The organism is Chryseobacterium sp. JV558, from assembly GCF_033712365.1.
Classification (GTDB): domain Bacteria; phylum Bacteroidota; class Bacteroidia; order Flavobacteriales; family Weeksellaceae; genus Chryseobacterium.
This window is the reverse complement of the sequence record NZ_WJHU01000001.1, coordinates 1,085,126-1,105,024: the sequence shown is the minus strand read 5'-3', so window position 1 is coordinate 1,105,024 and position 19,899 is coordinate 1,085,126. Positions and strand designations below refer to the sequence as shown.

The following is a 19,899-nucleotide window of genomic DNA, read 5'->3' as shown; positions in this document are numbered from 1 at the left end:
TATCACGCTGACCATCAGTAATCAATAAAATTCAAGACTTCAAATTCTTCTATTCATAGGAAATTAGGTAAATTTGTCTAACAAAAGTTTTACAAAATGTCAAAAAAAGCAATACTGGCAATTCTTGACGGATGGGGATTGGGAACAAACCCTGACGTTTCTGCAATAGATAAAGCAAATACACCATTCATAGACAGCTGTTACAAAAAATTTCCGCATACTACGCTTGAAGCGAGTGGACTGGCTGTAGGTCTTCCTGCAGGACAGATGGGAAATTCTGAAGTTGGGCACATGAACCTTGGAGCGGGGAGAGTGGTTTACCAGAACCTGGTGAAACTGAATATGGCGGTTGAAAACGGAACGCTGGGTCAGGAAAAAGTGATTCAGGATGCTTTCGAATACGCAAAAAAAGGAAATAAAAAAATACACTTTATTGGTTTGGTTTCCAATGGAGGTGTACACTCACATATCAATCACTTAAAGGGATTATTGACTGCTGCAAAAGAATTCGGTTTAAATGAGAACGTATTTGTTCATGCATTTACTGATGGTAGAGACTGTGATCCACATTCAGGATTCGGATTTATTGACGAACTTCAGAAGCATATGGATGCTACTACCGGAAAGCTGGCAACAGTGGTCGGAAGATACTATGCGATGGACAGAGATAAAAGATGGGAGCGTGTAAAGTTAGCTTATGATGCCCTTGTAGAAGGAGTAGGTGAGCCAGTAACTGATGCTTTGGCTGCCATTAAAACGTCTTATGATAATAACGTAACTGACGAATTCCTGAAACCAATCATTTTAATGAATACTACAGCAACAGGAAATGTGGTGCCGGTAGCGAAAATCATTGATAATGATGTTGTGATCTGCTTCAACTTTCGTACAGATAGAGGAAGAGAAATTACAGAAGTTCTTTCTCAGAAGGATTTCCCGGAATATTCTATGAAGAAACTGAACCTTTATTATATTACGTTGACGAATTATGATAAAACATTCCAGAATGTACAGGTTGTTTTTGACGAAAACGTATTGACGGAAACAATGGGTGAAATTCTTGAAAAAAATGGAAGATCTCAGATCAGAATTGCAGAAACAGAGAAGTATCCACACGTTACTTTCTTCTTTTCAGGAGGAAGAGAAGAAGAATTTGTAGGAGAAAGAAGACTGCTTTGCCCAAGCCCGAAAGATGTTCCTACTTATGATTTAAAACCGGAAATGTCAGCCTATGATATTACCAATGCAATAGTACCGGAACTGGAACAGGGAACTGCTGACTTTGTTTGTCTGAATTTTGCCAATACAGATATGGTAGGACATACAGGAGTTTTTGAAGCGGCTGTAAAAGCTGCTGAAGTAGTAGATCAGTGCATAGAAAAAGTAGCAACGGCTGCTTATGAAAACGGATATGCTGTTTTTATTCTTGCGGATCACGGAAATTCAGATGTAATGATGAATCCGGATGGAACTCCTAATACACAGCATTCAACCAATCTTGTTCCTTTCATTGTAATGGACAAAGATCAGACATGGAATTTAAAACCAGGAAAACTGGGAGATGTAGCACCTACAATTCTTAATGTAATGGGAGTTGAAATACCGGCTATAATGACAGGAGATGTTTTAGTTAGCTAAAATTCAATAATATTGTCAAAAGAATGTCGTTATACTTTGTATGATAGCACTCCTTTATGATTTATGTCAGATAAGGTATGAGTTGCATACTTTATTATGCGTTAAATAATAAATAAATTATATCTTTGTAAATTAAAACTGAATAGTAAAATGTATCAAAAGCTTGTTAGGAAAGAAGTAATGGGATTATTGGAAAAGGAAGTAGGTTCTTTTCTTGATAAATTTTTAACGCCAATTGAAAAAATATGGCAGCCTTCCGATTATTTGCCAGATCCTTCAAGCGATGACTTTAAACACGACCTGGAAGAAATTCAGACTTTCGCCCGTGAAATGCCTTATGATCTTTTTGTAACTCTTATCGGAGACTGTATCACGGAAGAAGCTCTTCCTTCATATGAGTCTTGGTTAATGGGAGTTGACGGAATCAATCAGGAAGAAAAACTGGGTTGGGCCAATTGGGTAAGAGCATGGACAGCTGAAGAAAACAGACACGGAGATTTATTAAACAAATATCTTTATCTGTGTGGAAGAGTAAACATGAGAGAGGTTGAAATTACTACTCAATACCTGATTAATGATGGTTTTGATCTGGGAACAAGTATGGACCCTTACAGAAACTTCATTTACACAAGTTTCCAGGAAACAGCTACCAATATCTCTCACAGAAGAGTAGGTACACTGGCAAAACAATCCGGAAACGGGAAGCTGGCAAAAATGTGTGGGGTAATTGCTGCAGATGAAGCAAGACACGCTAAAGCATACAAACATTTCGTAGCAAAAATCCTGGAAGTAGACCCTTCAGAAATGATTCTTGCTTTCGAGGATATGATGCGTAAGAAAATCGTAATGCCAGCTCACCTGATGAGACAGTCTGGACAAAAGGCTGGAGAACTTTGGGGACACTTCTCAGATGCTGCCCAAAGATGCATGGTGTACACGGGTCATGACTATATCAATATTATGAAAGACCTTTTAGATGAATGGAAAATTGAGCATGTAAAAGGACTTACAGAAAAAGCAGAAAAAGCTCAGGAATACCTGATGAAGCTTCCTGCAAGGCTTCAGAAGATCACAGACAGAGTTTCTACTCCGGATCTTCAGTTCCAGTTTAGCTGGGTAAAAAGCTAATGAAATTTACATTATTATTTAAAATATAAAAGTATTGAGTGCCTTTCTTTTGGGCACTCTTTTTATTTCTTATCTTTGCAAAGCTAAAAAAAGACAAAATGTTAAATAATAAAAAGATTGCTGTTGACTTTGACGGAACTATTGTTGATGATGCTTACCCGGCAATCGGAAAACCAAAAACTTTTGCATTCGAAACTTTAAAAAGACTTCAGGCTGAAGGATTCAGACTTATTCTTTGGACTTACAGACATGGAAAAACCTTGGATGAAGCCGTAGAATTCTGTCAAAAAAACGGAATAGAATTTTATGCAGTAAATTCAAGTTTTGAAGGTGAAGTTTTTGATCCTGAAACTCAATCCAGAAAACTGGATGCAGACTGGTTTATTGACGACAGAAACTTAGGAGGATTCCCTGGATGGGGTGAGATCTACAATATTATTCAGGAAAGAATAGAATTCCGTGTAGAAGGAAAAGAAGTTCTTGCCTATTCAAAACTTAAAAAAGAAAAGAAAAAAGGACTTTTCTGGTAGGATATAACATGGGAAGCCGGATATTGGAAATTAGTTTAATATCAGAAAATCCAGGCTTCTGTTTTTTATCAGAAAGAGTTTATAGATTGTTATAAGTGAAATATGCACATGCTGTAATCTGGCTTTTAACATCTAATATCTAACATCTATACAACAATGATTCAATTAAAAACGATAGACGAATTGCGTCTGATGAAGGAGAGTGCCCGACTTGTTTCTAAAACATTGGGAATGTTGGCAAAAGAAATTAAACCAGGGATTACGACCTTATATTTAGATAAACTGGCTCATGATTTTATTAAAGATCATGGTGCTGAACCTGCATTTTTAGGATATGGAGGATTCCCGAATTCTCTTTGTATCTCTCCGAATGAGCAGGTAGTTCATGGTTTTCCAAACAAGGATGTAGTAAAAGAAGGAGATGTTCTTTCCGTAGACTGTGGAGTTATTCTTAACGGTTTCGTAGGAGATCATGCCTACACTTTTGAAATCGGGGAAGTGAAGCCTGAAGTTAAAAAATTACTGCAGGTGACCAAAGAATCTTTATACAAAGGAATTGAGCAGGTTGTCAGAGGAAAAAGAATAGGAGATATCTCCCATGCAATTCAGGCACATTGTGAAAAAGAAGGATATGGAGTAGTAAGAGAACTTGTAGGACACGGGTTAGGAAGAAAAATGCACGAAGATCCACAGGTTCCTAACTACGGAAGACAGGGGAGCGGAAAAATAATCAAAGACGGTTTGGCAATTGCTATTGAGCCGATGGTTAATATGGGTACTGAAAAAGTAAAGTTCCATAATGACGGCTGGACGGTAACTACTTTAGATAATATGCCATCTGCTCACTTTGAACATGATGTAGCGGTAATCAATGGTAAACCGGTATTGCTTTCAACATTTGACTATGTATATGAAGCTTTAGGGATTGTAAGTGATGAAGAAAAGCAGTTCCAACTGGATTTTTAATGAAAAAGGTAACGAAACTTTTACTGAATAAAATTCCGCGTCCTATGCTTATTAAAATGAGTATTTGGGCAAGACCGCTTATTTATCAGTTTTTCAAAGGAGATAAGTTCTATGATCCTATTGATGGAAGATCTTACAGAAAATTCCTTCCGTATGGATATGGAAAGCAAAGAGAAAATGCTCTTTCTCCGGGAACTTTAAGCCTGGAGAGACACCGCCAGATGTGGCTGTATCTTCAGAATGAAACTGATTTTTTCATTAAAAATTATAAAGTTCTGCATATTGCTCCCGAACAGGAATTTTTAAGGAAATTCAAGAGAATGAGTAACCTGAACTATATTTCGGCAGACTTATATTCTCCCATTGTAGATGTGAAAGCAGATATTCTGGATTTACCTTTTGAAGACGAAAGTTTTGATATTATTTTCTGTAATCATGTTCTGGAACATATTGAAGACGATGCCAAAGCAATAAGTGAACTGTACAGGGTAATGAAGCCCGGCGGATGGGGAATTCTTCAGGTTCCGATGAAAAATTCATTGGAGAAAACCTATGAAGATTTTACCATTAAAGATCCGAAAGAACGTCAGAAACACTTCGGTCAATACGATCACGTCCGATGGTACGGAATGGATTATTTTGACAGGTTAAGAAAAGCCGGGTTTGAAACAGAACCGAACTTCTATTCACAGAAATTTGCAGAAGAAGAAATTATAAAATATGGGTTAAGACACAATGAAATCTTACCTATAGTTTATAAAAAATAAAATAAAACCCGTTTTCAATAATTGAAGACGGGTTTTTATTTCTCTATTACTCTTTTGTAAAAGGATATGATTTATAATTTTCCAAAACTAAAATATACTGTCCTTTTTGAAAACCGCTTGTGTCAATTGATAGTGTAACATCATTTGTAGTAGTTTCAAATACAAGTTTCCCTGATAGGTCGTAAATCTTAAGCGCAAGCCTTCTCTCAATATTTTCAAGATGTAAAGCCTCTTTTACAGGATTAGGATACGCTTTGAACGTTTTCTTACCTGCTTCAATTTCTTTAGTGCTTAATTGCGCACTGTTGTTATAATATATTTTGTTTCCTGAAGGATCTGTGATCGCGAGTGTCTTTAAATTACCGTTGGTTGTGATCTGATAACTGTATATAGATGCATACGCTGCCAAGCCGTAAATATCACAGTTTTTCTGATCGTAGGCACGAACAGGTCCGGCATTTCCTCCATTATAATACAGAAGAGTACACGAGCTTGCTGTTTTGATAAGGTTATTTGTTCCAGGCATGATCCCAAAACTCATCATCGATGAATTGTAATATTTGGAATTAATAACGTAGCTGGTACCTCCCGCTGAATTGAAAGTCGTAGCAGGAACTCCATTGTCTATTAAAGGAGTATTGGTTGTCTGGCCGCCGCTTGTTACCATCTTGGAAATATACCAGTTGTTGGAAAGCAGTTCAGAAGTTTGCTGGGCAGTCAGTAAACTACCCGCTAAAAAGAATAATAATTTCTTCATAGTTAAAAGTTTCCGGTAAAGATATAAAAAGAAATCATTCCCACTTATCAGTTGATCAGGATCTTAAAGATCAAAATTAAGAACGAAAAAACCGCCTTCATGACGAAGACGGCTCCATTTTTAAATATAGATAGAAGTTTATGCCTTTTAGTGTGATGAAGACACGGCTTTCAAGCCTACTACAGAACCAATAAGCGTTACAATAAAGAAAACTCTCCAGAAACTTACAGGATCTTTAAAGAAGATAATCCCCATTAAAGCCGTTCCTACCGCTCCAATTCCTGTCCATACCGCATAAGCAGTACCAATAGGTAAGGTTTGGGTCGCTTTAATCAATAAAACCATACTGATGGTCATGGTGATCAGGAAACCGGTATACCACAGGTACATCTCAGTTCCTGATGTTTCTTTTGCCTTTCCCAGACATGATGCGAAGGCAACTTCAAATAATCCCGCGATAACTAATAGTAACCAATTCATTTTTTTAAATTTTTCTACCGCAAAGTTCAGAATTTGAAAGGAGAAAAAATTTTACAATTGTTAAAAAATGAAGTTGAGGAAAGATTTAAGAAAGGTAGATGGGAGCGGGAAGAATGAAGCTGGAAGTAAAGGATGGTCATATCACTAGGAGCGGACTTTAGTCCGCTTTCAATATAACAATCGTTCCTTTGGCTTTAGCCAAAACATAAATTAAGAATTACAGAATTTTTAAATCTTTCAATCCTTCAATTTTTCAATCTACTTGATTTCTGCCCGTATCCTGCTCAAACTTACTTGCGTAATCCCAAGATAGGATGCAATATACCCCAGCTGAACCCTTTTAAGCAGATCAGGTTGATAAGCCATAATATCTTTATAGCGCTCCAGCGAAGTTTTGAACTGTCTGAAAATAATCAGTTCTTCAGATTTTATCATCTCTGCTTCTGCCAGTTTTCTTCCCCAGTTGGCAATATGAATATTTTCATTGAAAAGTTTTCTGAGACTTTCTGTTTCCATTCTGTACAGATCGCAGTCTTCCAGCAATTCGATGCTTTCATAGCCGGGTTTATCCTCCACATAGCTTTTCATAGAAAGGATGCATTGCCCTTCACTTCCAAACCAGAAGGTAATATCATTATCAGCAGTTGAAGAATAGGCACGCGCAATCCCTTTACGGATAAAATAAAGATAAGGAATCACTTTATCAGCTTCCATCAGGCAAAAACCTTTAGGATGAGAAACCTCTGTAATGTGCTCTTTTAAACTGTTTTTTGATGTTTCAGGCAGAATGTAAATCTGGTCAAGAATCTGGTCTATATTCATAAAGATGAATTCTAATATTCAAAAATATTAGTTTTAACTAATGCAATACAAAATTATCAGTAATTTTTATAAGAAATATTGTAATGAAGATAATCAAAATTATTCCCATTCAGAATACATATCATTAAATATTTCCCTTCCTCATACTATATCTGGGGATATAACTCTCTTTTTTCTTTTAAAAATTAAGATTAACCGTAAAGACCAATTTTGTTTTAGTAACTTTGCAGTTCGTAATATTATTTTTATGCACAAAGCTGGATTTGTAAATATAGTTGGAAAGCCCAATGCGGGAAAATCGACCTTGCTCAACCAATTAATGGGTGAGAAATTAGCGATTGTTACGCAGAAAGCTCAGACAACCCGCCACAGAATTTTTGGTATTTATAATGAAGATGACCTTCAGATTGTATTTTCTGATACTCCGGGAGTATTGGATCCAAAATACGGATTGCAGGAGAAAATGATGGATTTTGTAAAGGACTCTTTACAGGATGCTGATGTTTTCCTGTTTATTGTAGATGTTACCGATAAAGCGGAACCATCAGAATTTTTAATTGATAAACTGAATAAAATTCCCGTACCTGTACTTCTTTTATTAAACAAAGTAGATCAGACTGACCAGGCGGGACTTGAAAAATTAGTAGAAGACTGGCACAATAGAATTCCAAAAGCTGAAATTCTGCCTATTTCTGCGTTAAATGCCTTCAATACAGAGATTATTTTACCTAAAATAAAATCTTTACTTCCTGAAAATCCTCCTTACTACGACAAAGATCAGTATACGGATAAACCCGAAAGATTCTTTGTAAACGAGGCAATTCGTGAGAAAATCCTTCTGAACTATGATAAGGAAATTCCATACTCGGTAGAAGTAGTGACTGAGCAGTTCAAGGAGAAAGAAGGAATTATCTTTATCGATTCTATTATTTATGTAGAAAGAGATACTCAGAAAGGAATTATTATTGGGCACAAAGGAGAGGCCATCAAAAAAGTAGGTACAGAAGCGAGATTAGACCTTGAGAAGTTTTTCACCAAGAAGATTCACTTAAATTTATTTGTAAAAGTGAAAAAAGACTGGAGAAAGAACGACAGAGATCTTAAAAATTTCGGTTACAGATAAACTAAAACGGCTGTAATCCCGTTGTATTAAAAGATTTTTATTACCTTAGTATAAATTTTTTAGTAAATGAACTATAATAATTCAAATTGGAGCTCAATACCTAAAGATATTATTTTATTAGCAGTGAGAGTATTTGTTGGTTTTGCAATGCTGTCTCACGGCTTTCCAAAACTTCAGATGCTATTGGCAGGTGGTAAAATCGAGTTCTTCGATTTTATGGGACTTGGGCCTCAGATATCTCTGATTCTTACGGTCTTTGCTGAATTTGTTTGTTCAATACTACTTATACTGGGGCTTTTTACAAGAGTTTCTTTAGGTTTTCTGATCTTTACCATGATCATCGCTGCTTTTGCAGTACTTGGAGGAGAACCTTTTGAGAAAAGAGAAATGGCACTTGTTTATCTTTCCGTTTATCTTTTACTCATGGTAATCGGAGCTGGAAAAGTTTCGGTAGATCATATGATTGAAAGAAGAAAAAGAGCTTCAGACTGGTAATCTTAACAAGAATATAAATAAGAAAGGCACTTCAGGAAATGAAGTGCCTTTTCTGTTATTAATAGTTGCAATGAGGTAAGCATTCCCAAATAAGGGCTCCGTTTTCGTCTCTTACTCTGCAAGCCATATAGCCTGAATCACATAATGGTGCACTTCCTCCTTTAATCGTTTTCAAATTGCTTTTTGATAATTTTCTTAAATTTTTCATATTATTTTAATTTGTAAGATAAAAGTAATAAAAAAACAAATATGACACTAAAAAGAGTCTTATTTTTTCATGTTAGAAATTTGTTAAAATTCACTACATTCGTAGAAAATGAATTTATATGAAGATAAAACTGACTATTTGCCTATTGGCATTTCTCAATTTTTATGATGCACAGGAAAATATTACTTATCAGAAACCTTCTGCTGAGATTTTAAAACTTGCAGATTATCAAAGACCTCCAAGTGTTTTGATGAACAGCAAAAAAGACTGGGTAGTTTTTACTTATCGTCCAACATATAAAACATTGGAAGATCTTAGCCAGAATGAAATGAAACTGGGGGGACTGAGAATCAATCCGGTCACTAATATTTCGAGCAGCATGACCTACTCAAATAATCTGAAGATCAGAAAGATCAATGATAAAAATGAGATTCAGGTAAAAAATATGCCTTCCAATCCAAAAATTGCATATGTTTCGTTTTCTCCGGATGAGAAAAGACTGGCTTTTACCAATACAACAAATAAAGGGGTAGAGCTTTGGGTTGTAGATATGGAAACGGCCTCTGCCAAAAAAATTACCGCTGATAATCTGAATGCCAACTTGGGAATGCCTTACGTATGGTATAATGACTCTCAAAGCTTCCTGATCAGAATACTTCCACAAAACAGACCTGCACTTATAGATGCAGCCAAAGATCTTCCAACCGGCCCGATTGTTTCAACAGCAGATGGTAAAGTCTCTCAAAACAGAACTTATCAGGATCTTTTGAAAAATCCTCAGGATGAAAAAAACTTTGAAACGCTTACAGCTTCTGAAATCTATAATGTAGATCTTACAGGAAATCTTAAGAAAGTGAAAGATCAGGATATGTATGCCGGCTTGAGTTTTTCTCCAGACGGAAATTACCTGATGGCTACAACAATTAAAAAGCCGTTTTCTTATATTGTTCCATTAAACAGATTTCCGTCAACAACGGTTATATATGATATGAAAGGAAATGCTGTGAAAACAGTAAACGAAGTTCCTTTGAATGAAATAATGCCGAAAGGATTCTCATCTGTAAGAACGGGAAAAAGAGACATGTCATGGAGAAGTGATGCTCCTGCTACACTTACCTATGCTGAAGCTTTGGATGGAGGAGATCAGTCTAAAACAGCTGACTACAGAGACGAGATATTTACCTGGGAAGCTCCATTTGCAGCAGCTCCAAAATCTTTTTTCAAAACAAAACAGAGATATGAAGATGTAGTTTGGACTAATGATCATTATGCGATTGTTTCTGAAGGCTGGTATGACACAAGAAATACAAAATCTTACCTGATAGATCTTAACAACGGAGAATCCAAAGTTTTTGATGACAGAAATTATCAGGATGTTTACAGTGATCCGGGAAACTTTAACACAACGAAAAACCAGTATGGGAGATATGTAATCGATATGAAAGGAGGAAAGACCTATCTGATCGGAGATGGATTTACCAAAGACGGACAGCATCCTTTTATTGATGAAATGGACGTTAAATCACTGAAAAAGAAGAGACTTTATACTTCTAATATAAAAAACGGTAAAGAAGATATCATTGATATTCTTAATGCTTCAAAGGGTGAAATTCTTACAACTCAACAATCACCGAGCCTTTATCCTAATTATTTCAAAAAGAATATTAAATCTAATAAAGCAGAAGCTGTAACGAACTTTGCCAATCCTTTTGAAAGCATCAAAGATGTTTACAAAGAAGTGATTACGTATAAGAGAAATGATGGTGTTACTTTAACAGGAACTCTTTATCTTCCTGCCAATTACGACAGAAAAGCGAAAAAAGAGAAGCTTCCGTTATTAATCTGGGCTTATCCTACTGAATATAAAGATAAAAATACAGCAGGGCAGAACACTCAAAACCCGAACGACTTTACATTCCCGTATTACGGATCTTTTGTATACTGGACAACTAAAGGATATGCAGTTCTGGATGATGCTGCATTCCCGATTATTGGGGAAGGAAAAACAGAGCCTAACGATACCTTTATCCCTCAGTTGGTGGCGAATGCTGCTGCTGCCATTGATGCGGTAGATCATCTGGGATATATCGACAGAAAGAAAGTAGCGGTAGGAGGACATTCTTACGGAGCTTTTATGACGGCTAACCTTTTGACTCATTCTGATCTTTTTGCATGTGGTATTGCAAGAAGTGGGGCTTATAACAGAACATTGACACCTTTCGGATTCCAGAGCGAGCAGAGAAATTACTGGGATATTCCGGAGATCTACAACAAGATGTCTCCGTTCATGAATGCGGATAAAATGAAAACACCGCTTCTTCTGATTCATGGTGATGCAGATAACAATCCGGGAACGTTCACATTACAGACTGAAAGATACTTCCAGGCATTGAAAAATCTTGGTGCTCCGGTAAAAATGGTTCTTCTTCCAAAAGAAGCCCATGGATATCAGGCTAAAGAAAATATCTTACACCTTTTATGGGAACAGGATCAGTTCCTTGAAAAGTGTTTGAAGAAATAAATTACAAAAGAGACTGTTTATCATAAACAGTCTCTTTTTTTTGATTAAAAAATATAAAGAAGATAAAAGGTATTAACCCAAAACCTTGTTAGAATATATTACCAGAGATACTTGCTTAAAGCGAAGCTCATCTTAATAATCTTACCCCCTTAATAAACCTTAATGGTTTACATATTAGAGATGCTTCAAGATTTCATCAACATTCCTAAGCTCCATAAAATTCGGATGCTCCAGATTAACATCATGCTGCTCATGGCTCCATGTGACATGATAAGGAATATGAGCTGCCATTCCCCCGATTTCCAATACCGGCAGAACATCTGATTTTATAGAATTTCCAAGCATCAGGAAATTTTCCGGTTTGCAGTCCAGATGTTTCAGAAGCTTTTTATAATCATTTTCTTTTTTATCACTCATGATCTCGATATGATGGAAATAATCCTGCAGCCCTGAGTTTTTCAGTTTGCGCTCCTGATCCAGAAGATCTCCTTTTGTAGCCACAACCAGTCGGTATTTTCCCTTTAAACTTTCAAGAGTTTCTGTAACCCCATCCAATAATTCAATTGGTTTCTGAAGAAGATTCTGACCCAAATGAATGGCTTTGTTTACCAGTTCCAACGGAGCAGTGTTATTGGAAACCCTGCCAATGGTTTCAATCATACAAAGCATAAATCCTTTTACTCCGTAACCGTACAGGTGAAGATTCTGCATTTCTGTTTTAAACAATTCCTGCGATACTGAATGTTGTGGAAGGTAATCTTCAAGCAGTATACAAAACTCTTTCTCAGCTTCCTGAAAATAGGGTTCATTAATCCAAAGCGTGTCATCTGCATCAAAGGCAATCGTAGTAATATGATTATTCATTTTTGTTTTGTAATTTTCTGTTCTCAAAATTCAGTATAAAAACTCAATAAGCAAAGGACATTTGTCCCGGATCCATATGTTACGAACGAATCAGGCATTTTTAAGTTATTTTGAAGAACTTTATCATGAACAGGAGGGTAGAGAAGATGTTACGTTAAAGTCTTTTTCCAGAGATGAAAACATTTTGGTACAGGATCAGCCATTGTCAAAGGTCATGTTGATCAAAGAAGGGATCACCAAATGCTATTTCACCGAAGAAAATGGAAAGGAATACATTGTCGAATTTCTGGGAAACGGTGAAGTCCTTGGAGAAGTAGAATTGATTAAAAACATCAGCTGTTTATGCGGGGTAAAAGCAGTATCTGAGGTAGCTGTTTATGAAACAACCATTTCTTATTTTAAATCTTTGATCAAGAATGATCTGACTCTGAATCATTTATTGCTGGATTCATTTGCAGAACGAATTATCAATACTTCCAGCAGGGCTTCTTACCAACAGCTTTATACGGTAGAACATACTTTAACCCAATTATTGAATATGCAGTCCAAACAGGGAATTCAGATTTCAAAAGAAGACATGGCTGCCTATCTGGGAATTACGGTGAGAAGTCTCAATAGAATCTTAAAGGATCTGAAATAATTTTATCGGAAAAATATATAAGCAATATTCTTATTCTTTGTTGGAAAATCGCAAAGTCGCAAAGGCTTTTCATGTTGATGTTTAGAATTTTAAGGCGCAAGAAAATCGAGGATTTTCAGCAAATAATGATAAGTTTTCTCGCAGATTAAGTAAATTATGCAGATCTTTTGTTTGGGTGTGACTAGAAATAAGCAATATTCAATTTTATCGAAGAAAAAATCTTTGCGCCTTAAAAGTATGTTATTGCGCCTTTGCGTATTTAAATAAAATAGTAAGTTATTTATTTTTGATTTTTACGGGGTGTATTTGTTTAAAATATTAAAATTTAATAATTAAGCAATAGTTTTTATGGGGTGTTTTTTAAATTTATTATTTTTGTAGTGAATTAAGTTGAATATTTTTACCAATGGAAAAATTAAAGTTCAGAAATGCTGAATTGGCCGATTTAAATAAAATCGTAGCTATATATAATTCAACAATTGCTTCAAGAATGGTAACTGCAGATATGGAAGAAGTGTCTGTAGAAAGCAAACTGCAGTGGTTTGAAGAACATAACCCTCAGACAAGACCACTTTGGGTGGTTGAAGATGATCAAAACCAAATGATCGGATGGGTAAGCTTCAGTTCATTCCATGAGAGAGCAGCATACAACGGAACGGTGGAAGTAAGCATTTATCTGGATGAAACCTGCAGAGGAAAAGGATATGGTAAAACAATTCTTCAGTATTGTATTGATAACGCTGGAAAATTTGGAGTAAAAAACCTGGTAGCACTTATTTTCCTTCATAATGAACCAAGTTTGAAACTGTTTAGATATTTTGGATTTGAAGATTGGGGAAGTCTTCCCAATGTAGCAATTTTGGATGGCGTTGAGAGAAGTCTGAAGATTTTAGGAAAGAGAATAGATTAAGCTGGATAGAAAATTGTGTCTATCTGTGAATTTAATTTGTGCTATTTGTGTTTATAAAATCTTAAAAAATTAGCAAGATCGCTTCCAATTTTAAACCATCTTATTTTTTACCCAGCAGATTATTTTGTTTTGATTCCTGATAATATAAATTAATAATTTTAATTCTCCAATTTTGCATTTGTTTCATAATTTCGTTAAGATCTTTTTGGAGATTTAATGCAATAATACCATTGTATACAGGGTAATCATGAATATTTAAATTATAATGACTCAAAACTTTTTGCGGAGATTCCAGCTCATTTTTTATATATTTTGCCAGAACAAAAATTAAGGAAATATCGGGATCGGAATAGTAAAGTTGTGGGTTGTCTTCTTCATTAACTAGTTTATAGTCTGTTAATACTGTTTTTAAATAATGTTCAAAAGCCAAAATAGCCAGATTGTATATTGATTCATGTTCATATTTTTCATCCATAGTTCCCCACCAATCAATACCTAGTTCTTCACATCTCAGATATGTCAAGGCATCGTTTAGTCCTTTGATAATAATCCGAAGCCTGGATGCAGCCATATCAAAATTAATTGCTGAACTCCAAAGTTGTTCATTAGTTAAATCCATTAATTAATTTATATTTCATCCTTACAAAATTAAAATAATAGTTCAATAAAAAACGCAGAGCTCAAAAACTCTGCGTCAATATTTACTTATATTTTATGTTTATGAATTCTGCTTAATTCTTTTCGCAGACATATTCAGGAATCGTTTCACCAGGAAAACAGCAGAAACTGTTAATCCTAATCCGAGCGCAATCCACATTCCGAATGCTCCCATTTCCAGGGTAACACAGAAGAAATATCCCAAAGGAATGGTAATCACCCAATAAGCGATAAAAGTATAAATAGATGGAATTTTTACATCCTGCAACCCTCTCAGCATTCCTAAAGCAGTCACCTGAATTCCATCAGAAAGCTGGAATAGTGCTGCAATAATCATTAGTTTTGATGCCAGGGTAATTACTTCTACTTCTTCTTTTTTCGTGAAGAAAGTTGGAAGTATATTTCTTCCTAAAATAAATACCAATCCACAGATACACATGAAAATAAAGGCAATCTTTAGGTTGTTGATTCCTACTTTTCTGAGTTCCACAAAATTCTGTTCACCCACTTTTCTGCCGATCATTACCGTAGAGGCAACACTAAACCCAACACATAAGTTAAAGGTAAATGAAGCCATACTTAAGGCGATCTGGTGAGAAGCAATATCATGAGCAGAAATCAGTCCGCAGATAAATGCAGCTCCGGCGAAAGCGGTTACTTCAAAGAACATCTGTAAAGCGGTAGGTAATCCCAGTTTCACCATTTTATCAAACATCTGCTTTGAGAAATCCTGAATTTTTAAAGAGAAATCTTTAATATAACGTCTTGTTTTTTCTTCTTTCACCAACACAAAATAAAGGAAAACAACCATGAAGATTCTGGAAATCAGAGTTGCCAGAGCAGATCCCTGTACACCCATTGCAGGGATTCCCCAAAGTCCTTTGATGAAGACATAGTTTAAAGCAATATTGATGATATTCGCAATAATGGTTGCTTTGGTAACTCCAATGGTATAAGATAGTCCTTCAGAAACTTCACGAAGCGTCTGGAATGCCATAAACGGGATCATACTGATTACCATTATACTTAAAAAGCCTACCGTATCAGGGATAATCTTGGCCGGCTGCCCTGTGTGATAGAGTAGAGGCATCCCCAAAAGTAAAATAACCATCAGGATCACCCCAACAGACATATTGATGATAAAACCGTGACTGAAAACAGAATTGATGGTAGCATGATCCTGCTTTGAATGTGCTTCCGAAACCAGTGGCGGGATGGCAAATGAAAAGCCCAGGGCTAATACAAATATTGAGAAAAACACAGCATTCCCCAATGATACGGATGCCAATGCATCAGCACCCAAAAGTTTTCCGACAATAATATTATCGAATAAGTTTACCGAAACCTGCCCCACCTGGGTGAGCATCACAGGCAGAGCCAAAGTCAGGCATTCTTTCGTATAGTTTTTGTTTAAAAATTTCATAATATTTTAAGATTCATATAGTTTATAATTAAAATAGGGACAAAAAAAATTTGCAGTGTGGGTACACTGCAAATTTGTATAATATTGTAAATAATAGCTTTATTATTTCCTTACAAAACTTGCAACGTCACCTTCAGAAACAGTGTTTCCACCAAGAATAATCAATCTTTCCACAACATTCCTTAATTCCCTGATATTTCCAGTCCATGAAAGAGCTTTTAAAGCGTCAACAGCTTTATCATCAAACTTTTTCATAGCAGTACCATGTTCATCAGCAATCATACCTGAGAAATGCTCAACCAGCAATTTGATATCATCTTTCCTGTCATCTAGTGGTGGAACATAGATTTCAATAACAGAAAGTCTGTGGTAAAGGTCTTCTCTGAATTTCCCTTCCTCAATTTCTTTCTGCATATTTTTATTGGTTGCCGCAATTACTCTTACGTCAACTTTTATTTCTTTATCACTTCCTACAGGAGAAACTTTGCTTTCCTGAAGAGCTCTCAATACCTTAGCCTGAGCAATAAGACTCATGTCACCAATCTCATCAAGGAAGATCGTACCACCGTTAGCCTGCTCAAATTTTCCCTGCTTATCTTTAATAGCTCCTGTAAAAGATCCTTTTACGTGTCCGAAAAGTTCAGACTCAATAAGCTCAGACGGAATTGCAGCACAGTTTACCTCTATCATAGGTCCTCTTGCACGTTCACTTTGATTGTGGATTGCATGAGCTACCAATTCTTTTCCGGCACCGTTAGGTCCTGTAATAAGAACTCTGGCGTCAGAAACGGCTACTTTTTCGATCATATCCTGAATCTTTTGAAGAGCAGGAGAATTACCGATCATCTGGTATTTTTTGTTTACTTTTCTTTTTAAGGTTTTATTTTCAGTCTGAAGATTTTTGTTTTCTTTCTTCAGAGTTTCCTTCACCAAAGCATTTTTCACACTCGTGATCAATCTGTTGATATCAATAGGCTTGGAGATAAAATCGTATGCACCCTCTTTCAAACAGGAAACAGCAGAATCAATATCTGCGTGGCCTGAGATCATGATAAAAGTAGTTTCTGGTTTTAATGCGAGACTTTGCTTCAAAAGTTCAGTTCCTGAAAGTTTAGGCATCTTAATATCAGAAATCACCAATGCGAAATCTTCTTTTTCTACCTGCTTGTAACCTTCAAGGCCGTCTTCAGCGATAACAAATTCATAATCGGTTAGTTCATCCGAAAGAATACTGTGAAGTACTCCCGAGATTGCTTTTTCGTCTTCTACTATAAGGATTTTTTGCATAGTTGCAAATTTAAATTTTTTGTTTCAATTATTAGCAAAAACCATACCTAAATATTCTATTTTGAATAGTCTCTTCTTCCAAAAATTGCAGATCCAACTCTCACAGAGTTAGCACCACACTCAATAGCTGCCGGGAAATCATCACTCATTCCCATTGATAATGTATTTAGTGGTTTTAATTGATTTAATTCATCAAAAAGCCCCCTCAGGATTAAAAATTCATTTCTGACCTGTTGTTCATCATCCGTAAATGTTGCCATTCCCATTAAACCGGTAATTTCAATATTGGGGAATTGACCTTCAATATACTGCTGAAACAGATCTTTTGCCTCTGAGATTTCAAGCCCGAATTTACTTTCTTCAGCCGCAATTTTTACCTGAAGCAGAACCTTAATGATTCTGTTGTTTTTCGCTGATTCCTTGTTGATTTCTGCTAATAATTTTTCAGAATCCACACTTTGTATCGTATCTATAAAAGGAGCAATATATTTTACTTTATTGGTCTGTAAATGACCGATAAGGTGCCATTGGATATCCTGAGGAAGGAGAGGGTGTTTCTCCATCAGTTCCTGTACCTTGTTTTCTCCAAAAATTTTTTGTCCCAGATCGTATACTTCCTGAACCGCAGCAGCAGGATGTGTTTTAGAAACAGCAACCAGCTGAACATTGGATGGCAGCTGGTCTTTTATGGATTTATAATTTTCTTTAATACTCATAGATGCAAATTTCCGAAATTTCGCTGACAGTTGCCAGACATCAACCCATTTTATGGGGAGCTATTACAGAAAAATTAATTCAAAACCTCATTGATCTTAGGATATTGAGAAATCTTTCTGAAAACAAACTTGTTGCTCTTCTGTAATTTTTCAATAAACAGGTCCAGCTCATTGATGGAATCTGTATCTCTGAGATATTGATCATGAGTAAGAAAAACAAGGTGTCTTGAAGTTTTTTCAAGGTCGTTAAAGAAAATACTGTCAACTTTCTTGATCATCGCTTCATGGCTTCCTTTTAAAGTCATTTTTTGGGAAGGTCTCCATTCAAGATCCCATCCGATTACTTTATAGCCTGCATTTTTAAGACCATCAGCCGCTGCAGTAGAACTTTTGATGTCAGTTACATTTATATTATTAAGTCTCCAGATATTTCTTCCCGGAGTTCTTGCTATTTTATCCGAAAGCTTCAGGCTGTCTTTGGCGATATCAAAATCGTGAACTACAGATTCAGCATTTTTATAAAAATCCGTGTATTTGTTGTGGGCATGGCTAAAGCTGTGGTTGGCCAGTTCTATAAGAGGGTTTTGCTTCAGAAGCAGCAGGTCGTCTTTCTGTTTTTTGCTTCCATAGGCGTGTTTCCCTACCAGAAAGGCAGTTGCACAAACATTTCTTTTGTCCAGGATTTTTAGAAGATTTTCGGTTCCCTGGTTGGGGCCGTCATCGAAGGTAAGGTAGATCACTCTTTTATCCGGGTCTACGCTTTCATCGTCCATTTTGGGGACTATTTCTGCGGAAGGATGTTCCTGTGAATTGACAAGAGGGTCACTATTCACTTCATTCTTGAAATTACAGCTGTACAATAAAGCCGAAGTTGCACTCATCAATGCAAACATCCCGAGAAAAGTCTTATTTCTTGACTTTCCCGCAAAAATTTTTCTCATAAAGGTTATAGATTTAAATTGTTAAAGATTGTTAAAAATAACAGTTAAAAGTTAACAAATTACATGCCATATTTTACTGTATTTCGCCTTTTTAAGTTTATTTTAAGAACTTTATTTTAAAGGAGATTTCAATTAACTTCTGCATAGTAAAGTTATGATTTCTTTTTCTTTGTTTTTTAACATTTATAAATACGAAACCGATAGTTGTTTTCTATATTTGTTAAGGTTTCAATATTCCTCATATAATGGGGAATTATTTTTGAGTACAACCAGGTGCTGAATAAAAAGATCCTTATTTCTCTAAAATACTTTTTAAGTACAGTGAATTTTTAATAGCTGAAGTTCCCCAGGTGTTATTGAAAAATATAAAAGAAGTTTGTTCAGAATTTTTAATCTTCCCGGCAAGTTCATTCAAAAAACTTTCGCTGTATTCAGATTTGTAAAGGACAGGTTTTCCGTGAAGTCTGTAATAGAGTATGGCTGGATGATTGACAATCAAATCTTCAGGAAGATCACCCGGAAAACTTACGCCTGAAAAAACAATATTAAGATCTTTTAAAAGATCAAAAACTTCTTTTTGCCACCATGAGTTGTGCCGGAATTCAATGACATTCAGAAATGTATGATCAATAGAACTGATGATACGTTCTCTATTTTCCGGTGTGTTTGTAAAGGAAGGAGGAAGTTGGTATAGAAATCCGGAGAGTTTGTCCTTCAGATGGCTTTGGATATGACTGCAGAATGCTGTAATGTCTTCTTTCGAATTTTCAAGACGGTTGATATGGGTAATAGTTTTTGGAATTTTAATAAAAAATCTGAAAGAATCAGGAGTTTCATCATACCATTTCAAAAGTGTTTTTGATGTGGGCTTTCTATAAAAAGTAGAATTAATTTCTACTGAGTTGAATGTTTTTGAATATAAAGAAAGAAAATCTTTACTTGGGGCATCTTCAGGATATAAAGACCCTTTCCAGTCGTTATTATAAAATCCTGAACACCCTATGTAAAGATTTTCTTTTGTCATGA

Annotated in this window: 21 protein-coding genes; 10 read left to right on the top strand and 11 right to left on the bottom strand. The window is 35.7% G+C overall.

Annotated features, from left to right (window positions below):
• Nucleotides 1–96 precede the first annotated feature (96 nt).
• The 5 genes from gpmI (at nucleotide 97) to GFU89_RS05135 (ending at nucleotide 5,029) form a co-directional block, all read left to right on the top strand.
• The gene (gene gpmI, locus GFU89_RS05155; RefSeq protein WP_318846135.1) at nucleotides 97–1,638 is read left to right on the top strand and encodes a 2,3-bisphosphoglycerate-independent phosphoglycerate mutase; all 1,542 of its coding nucleotides are present in this window, start codon (nucleotides 97–99) and stop codon (nucleotides 1,636–1,638) included.
• Nucleotides 1,639–1,788: 150 nt separating this feature from the next.
• A complete protein-coding gene (locus GFU89_RS05150; protein WP_318846134.1) occupies nucleotides 1,789–2,766 on the top strand; it encodes an acyl-ACP desaturase in 978 nt (325 codons plus the stop codon).
• 98 nt (nucleotides 2,767–2,864) lie between these two features.
• Nucleotides 2,865–3,296 (top strand): BT0820 family HAD-type phosphatase, encoded by a 432-nt coding sequence (locus tag GFU89_RS05145; protein ID WP_318846133.1) that lies wholly within the window; start codon nucleotides 2,865–2,867, stop codon nucleotides 3,294–3,296.
• A gap of 156 nt (nucleotides 3,297–3,452) precedes the next feature.
• Nucleotides 3,453–4,262 carry a type I methionyl aminopeptidase gene (map, locus tag GFU89_RS05140; RefSeq protein ID WP_223598896.1) on the top strand — a complete coding sequence of 270 codons (810 nt, stop codon included), beginning with the start codon at nucleotides 3,453–3,455 and terminating at the stop codon, nucleotides 4,260–4,262.
• Complete coding sequence (locus GFU89_RS05135; RefSeq protein ID WP_318846132.1) at nucleotides 4,262–5,029, top strand: class I SAM-dependent methyltransferase; 768 nt, start codon at nucleotides 4,262–4,264, stop codon at nucleotides 5,027–5,029. Before map ends, GFU89_RS05135 begins: the two co-directional genes overlap by 1 nt.
• A 46-nt stretch (nucleotides 5,030–5,075) precedes the next feature.
• Here GFU89_RS05135 and GFU89_RS05130 read toward each other — a convergent pair whose 3' ends face one another.
• From GFU89_RS05130 to GFU89_RS05120, 3 genes are all read right to left on the bottom strand, one after another.
• Nucleotides 5,076–5,786 carry a T9SS type A sorting domain-containing protein gene (locus GFU89_RS05130; RefSeq protein WP_318846131.1) on the bottom strand — a complete coding sequence of 237 codons (711 nt, stop codon included), beginning with the start codon at nucleotides 5,784–5,786 and terminating at the stop codon, nucleotides 5,076–5,078.
• 147 nt (nucleotides 5,787–5,933) lie between these two features.
• Nucleotides 5,934–6,266, bottom strand: coding sequence for a multidrug efflux SMR transporter (locus GFU89_RS05125; protein WP_318846130.1), 333 nt, complete (start codon nucleotides 6,264–6,266; stop codon nucleotides 5,934–5,936).
• A gap of 258 nt (nucleotides 6,267–6,524) precedes the next feature.
• Entirely contained in the window at nucleotides 6,525–7,088 is a 564-nt protein-coding gene (locus GFU89_RS05120) for a Crp/Fnr family transcriptional regulator (protein ID WP_318846129.1), read from the bottom strand.
• A 247-nt stretch (nucleotides 7,089–7,335) separates the two neighbouring features.
• Here GFU89_RS05120 and era point away from each other — a divergent pair, with 247 nt between their 5' ends.
• Nucleotides 7,336–8,211, top strand: coding sequence for a GTPase Era (era, locus tag GFU89_RS05115; RefSeq protein ID WP_318846128.1), 876 nt, complete (start codon nucleotides 7,336–7,338; stop codon nucleotides 8,209–8,211).
• A gap of 66 nt (nucleotides 8,212–8,277) precedes the next feature.
• Nucleotides 8,278–8,706, top strand: coding sequence for a DoxX family protein (locus tag GFU89_RS05110; RefSeq protein ID WP_318846127.1), 429 nt, complete (start codon nucleotides 8,278–8,280; stop codon nucleotides 8,704–8,706).
• A 58-nt stretch (nucleotides 8,707–8,764) separates the two neighbouring features.
• On the opposite strand, the gene GFU89_RS23335 is transcribed toward GFU89_RS05110, so the two are convergent.
• Nucleotides 8,765–8,914, bottom strand: a complete 150-nt coding sequence (locus GFU89_RS23335; protein WP_413228574.1) for a bacteriocin-like protein — start codon at nucleotides 8,912–8,914, stop codon at nucleotides 8,765–8,767.
• Nucleotides 8,915–9,032: 118 nt separating this feature from the next.
• Between GFU89_RS23335 and GFU89_RS05105 the strand changes: the two genes are divergently transcribed.
• Nucleotides 9,033–11,435: an alpha/beta hydrolase family protein gene (locus tag GFU89_RS05105; protein WP_318846126.1), complete on the top strand. Its 2,403-nt coding sequence runs from the start codon at nucleotides 9,033–9,035 to the stop codon at nucleotides 11,433–11,435.
• Nucleotides 11,436–11,609: 174 nt separating this feature from the next.
• Here the strand turns inward: GFU89_RS05105 and GFU89_RS05100 are convergent, their stop codons facing one another.
• On the bottom strand, nucleotides 11,610–12,299 hold the full coding sequence (locus GFU89_RS05100) for an HAD family hydrolase (protein ID WP_318846125.1): 690 nt from the start codon (nucleotides 12,297–12,299) through the stop codon (nucleotides 11,610–11,612).
• Between the two features lie 76 nt (nucleotides 12,300–12,375).
• Here GFU89_RS05100 and GFU89_RS05095 point away from each other — a divergent pair, with 76 nt between their 5' ends.
• Nucleotides 12,376–12,939 (top strand): Crp/Fnr family transcriptional regulator, encoded by a 564-nt coding sequence (locus GFU89_RS05095; protein ID WP_318846124.1) that lies wholly within the window; start codon nucleotides 12,376–12,378, stop codon nucleotides 12,937–12,939.
• Nucleotides 12,940–13,345: 406 nt separating this feature from the next.
• A complete protein-coding gene (locus GFU89_RS05090; RefSeq protein WP_318846123.1) occupies nucleotides 13,346–13,849 on the top strand; it encodes a GNAT family N-acetyltransferase in 504 nt (167 codons plus the stop codon).
• A 100-nt stretch (nucleotides 13,850–13,949) separates the two neighbouring features.
• On the opposite strand, the gene GFU89_RS05085 is transcribed toward GFU89_RS05090, so the two are convergent.
• The 6 genes from GFU89_RS05085 to GFU89_RS05060 form a co-directional block, all read right to left on the bottom strand.
• Nucleotides 13,950–14,468, bottom strand: coding sequence for a hypothetical protein (locus tag GFU89_RS05085; RefSeq protein WP_318846122.1), 519 nt, complete (start codon nucleotides 14,466–14,468; stop codon nucleotides 13,950–13,952).
• 99 nt (nucleotides 14,469–14,567) lie between these two features.
• Nucleotides 14,568–15,929 carry an MATE family efflux transporter gene (locus tag GFU89_RS05080; RefSeq protein ID WP_318846121.1) on the bottom strand — a complete coding sequence of 454 codons (1,362 nt, stop codon included), beginning with the start codon at nucleotides 15,927–15,929 and terminating at the stop codon, nucleotides 14,568–14,570.
• A gap of 102 nt (nucleotides 15,930–16,031) precedes the next feature.
• Complete coding sequence (locus tag GFU89_RS05075) at nucleotides 16,032–17,216, bottom strand: sigma-54 dependent transcriptional regulator (protein WP_318846120.1); 1,185 nt, start codon at nucleotides 17,214–17,216, stop codon at nucleotides 16,032–16,034.
• A gap of 56 nt (nucleotides 17,217–17,272) precedes the next feature.
• The gene (locus GFU89_RS05070; protein WP_318846119.1) at nucleotides 17,273–17,932 is read right to left on the bottom strand and encodes a YggS family pyridoxal phosphate-dependent enzyme; all 660 of its coding nucleotides are present in this window, start codon (nucleotides 17,930–17,932) and stop codon (nucleotides 17,273–17,275) included.
• Between the two features lie 74 nt (nucleotides 17,933–18,006).
• On the bottom strand, nucleotides 18,007–18,873 hold the full coding sequence (locus GFU89_RS05065) for a polysaccharide deacetylase family protein (RefSeq protein WP_318846118.1): 867 nt from the start codon (nucleotides 18,871–18,873) through the stop codon (nucleotides 18,007–18,009).
• A 292-nt stretch (nucleotides 18,874–19,165) separates the two neighbouring features.
• A complete protein-coding gene (locus tag GFU89_RS05060; RefSeq protein WP_318846117.1) occupies nucleotides 19,166–19,897 on the bottom strand; it encodes a DUF72 domain-containing protein in 732 nt (243 codons plus the stop codon).
• Between the last annotated feature and the right edge of the window lie 2 nt (nucleotides 19,898–19,899).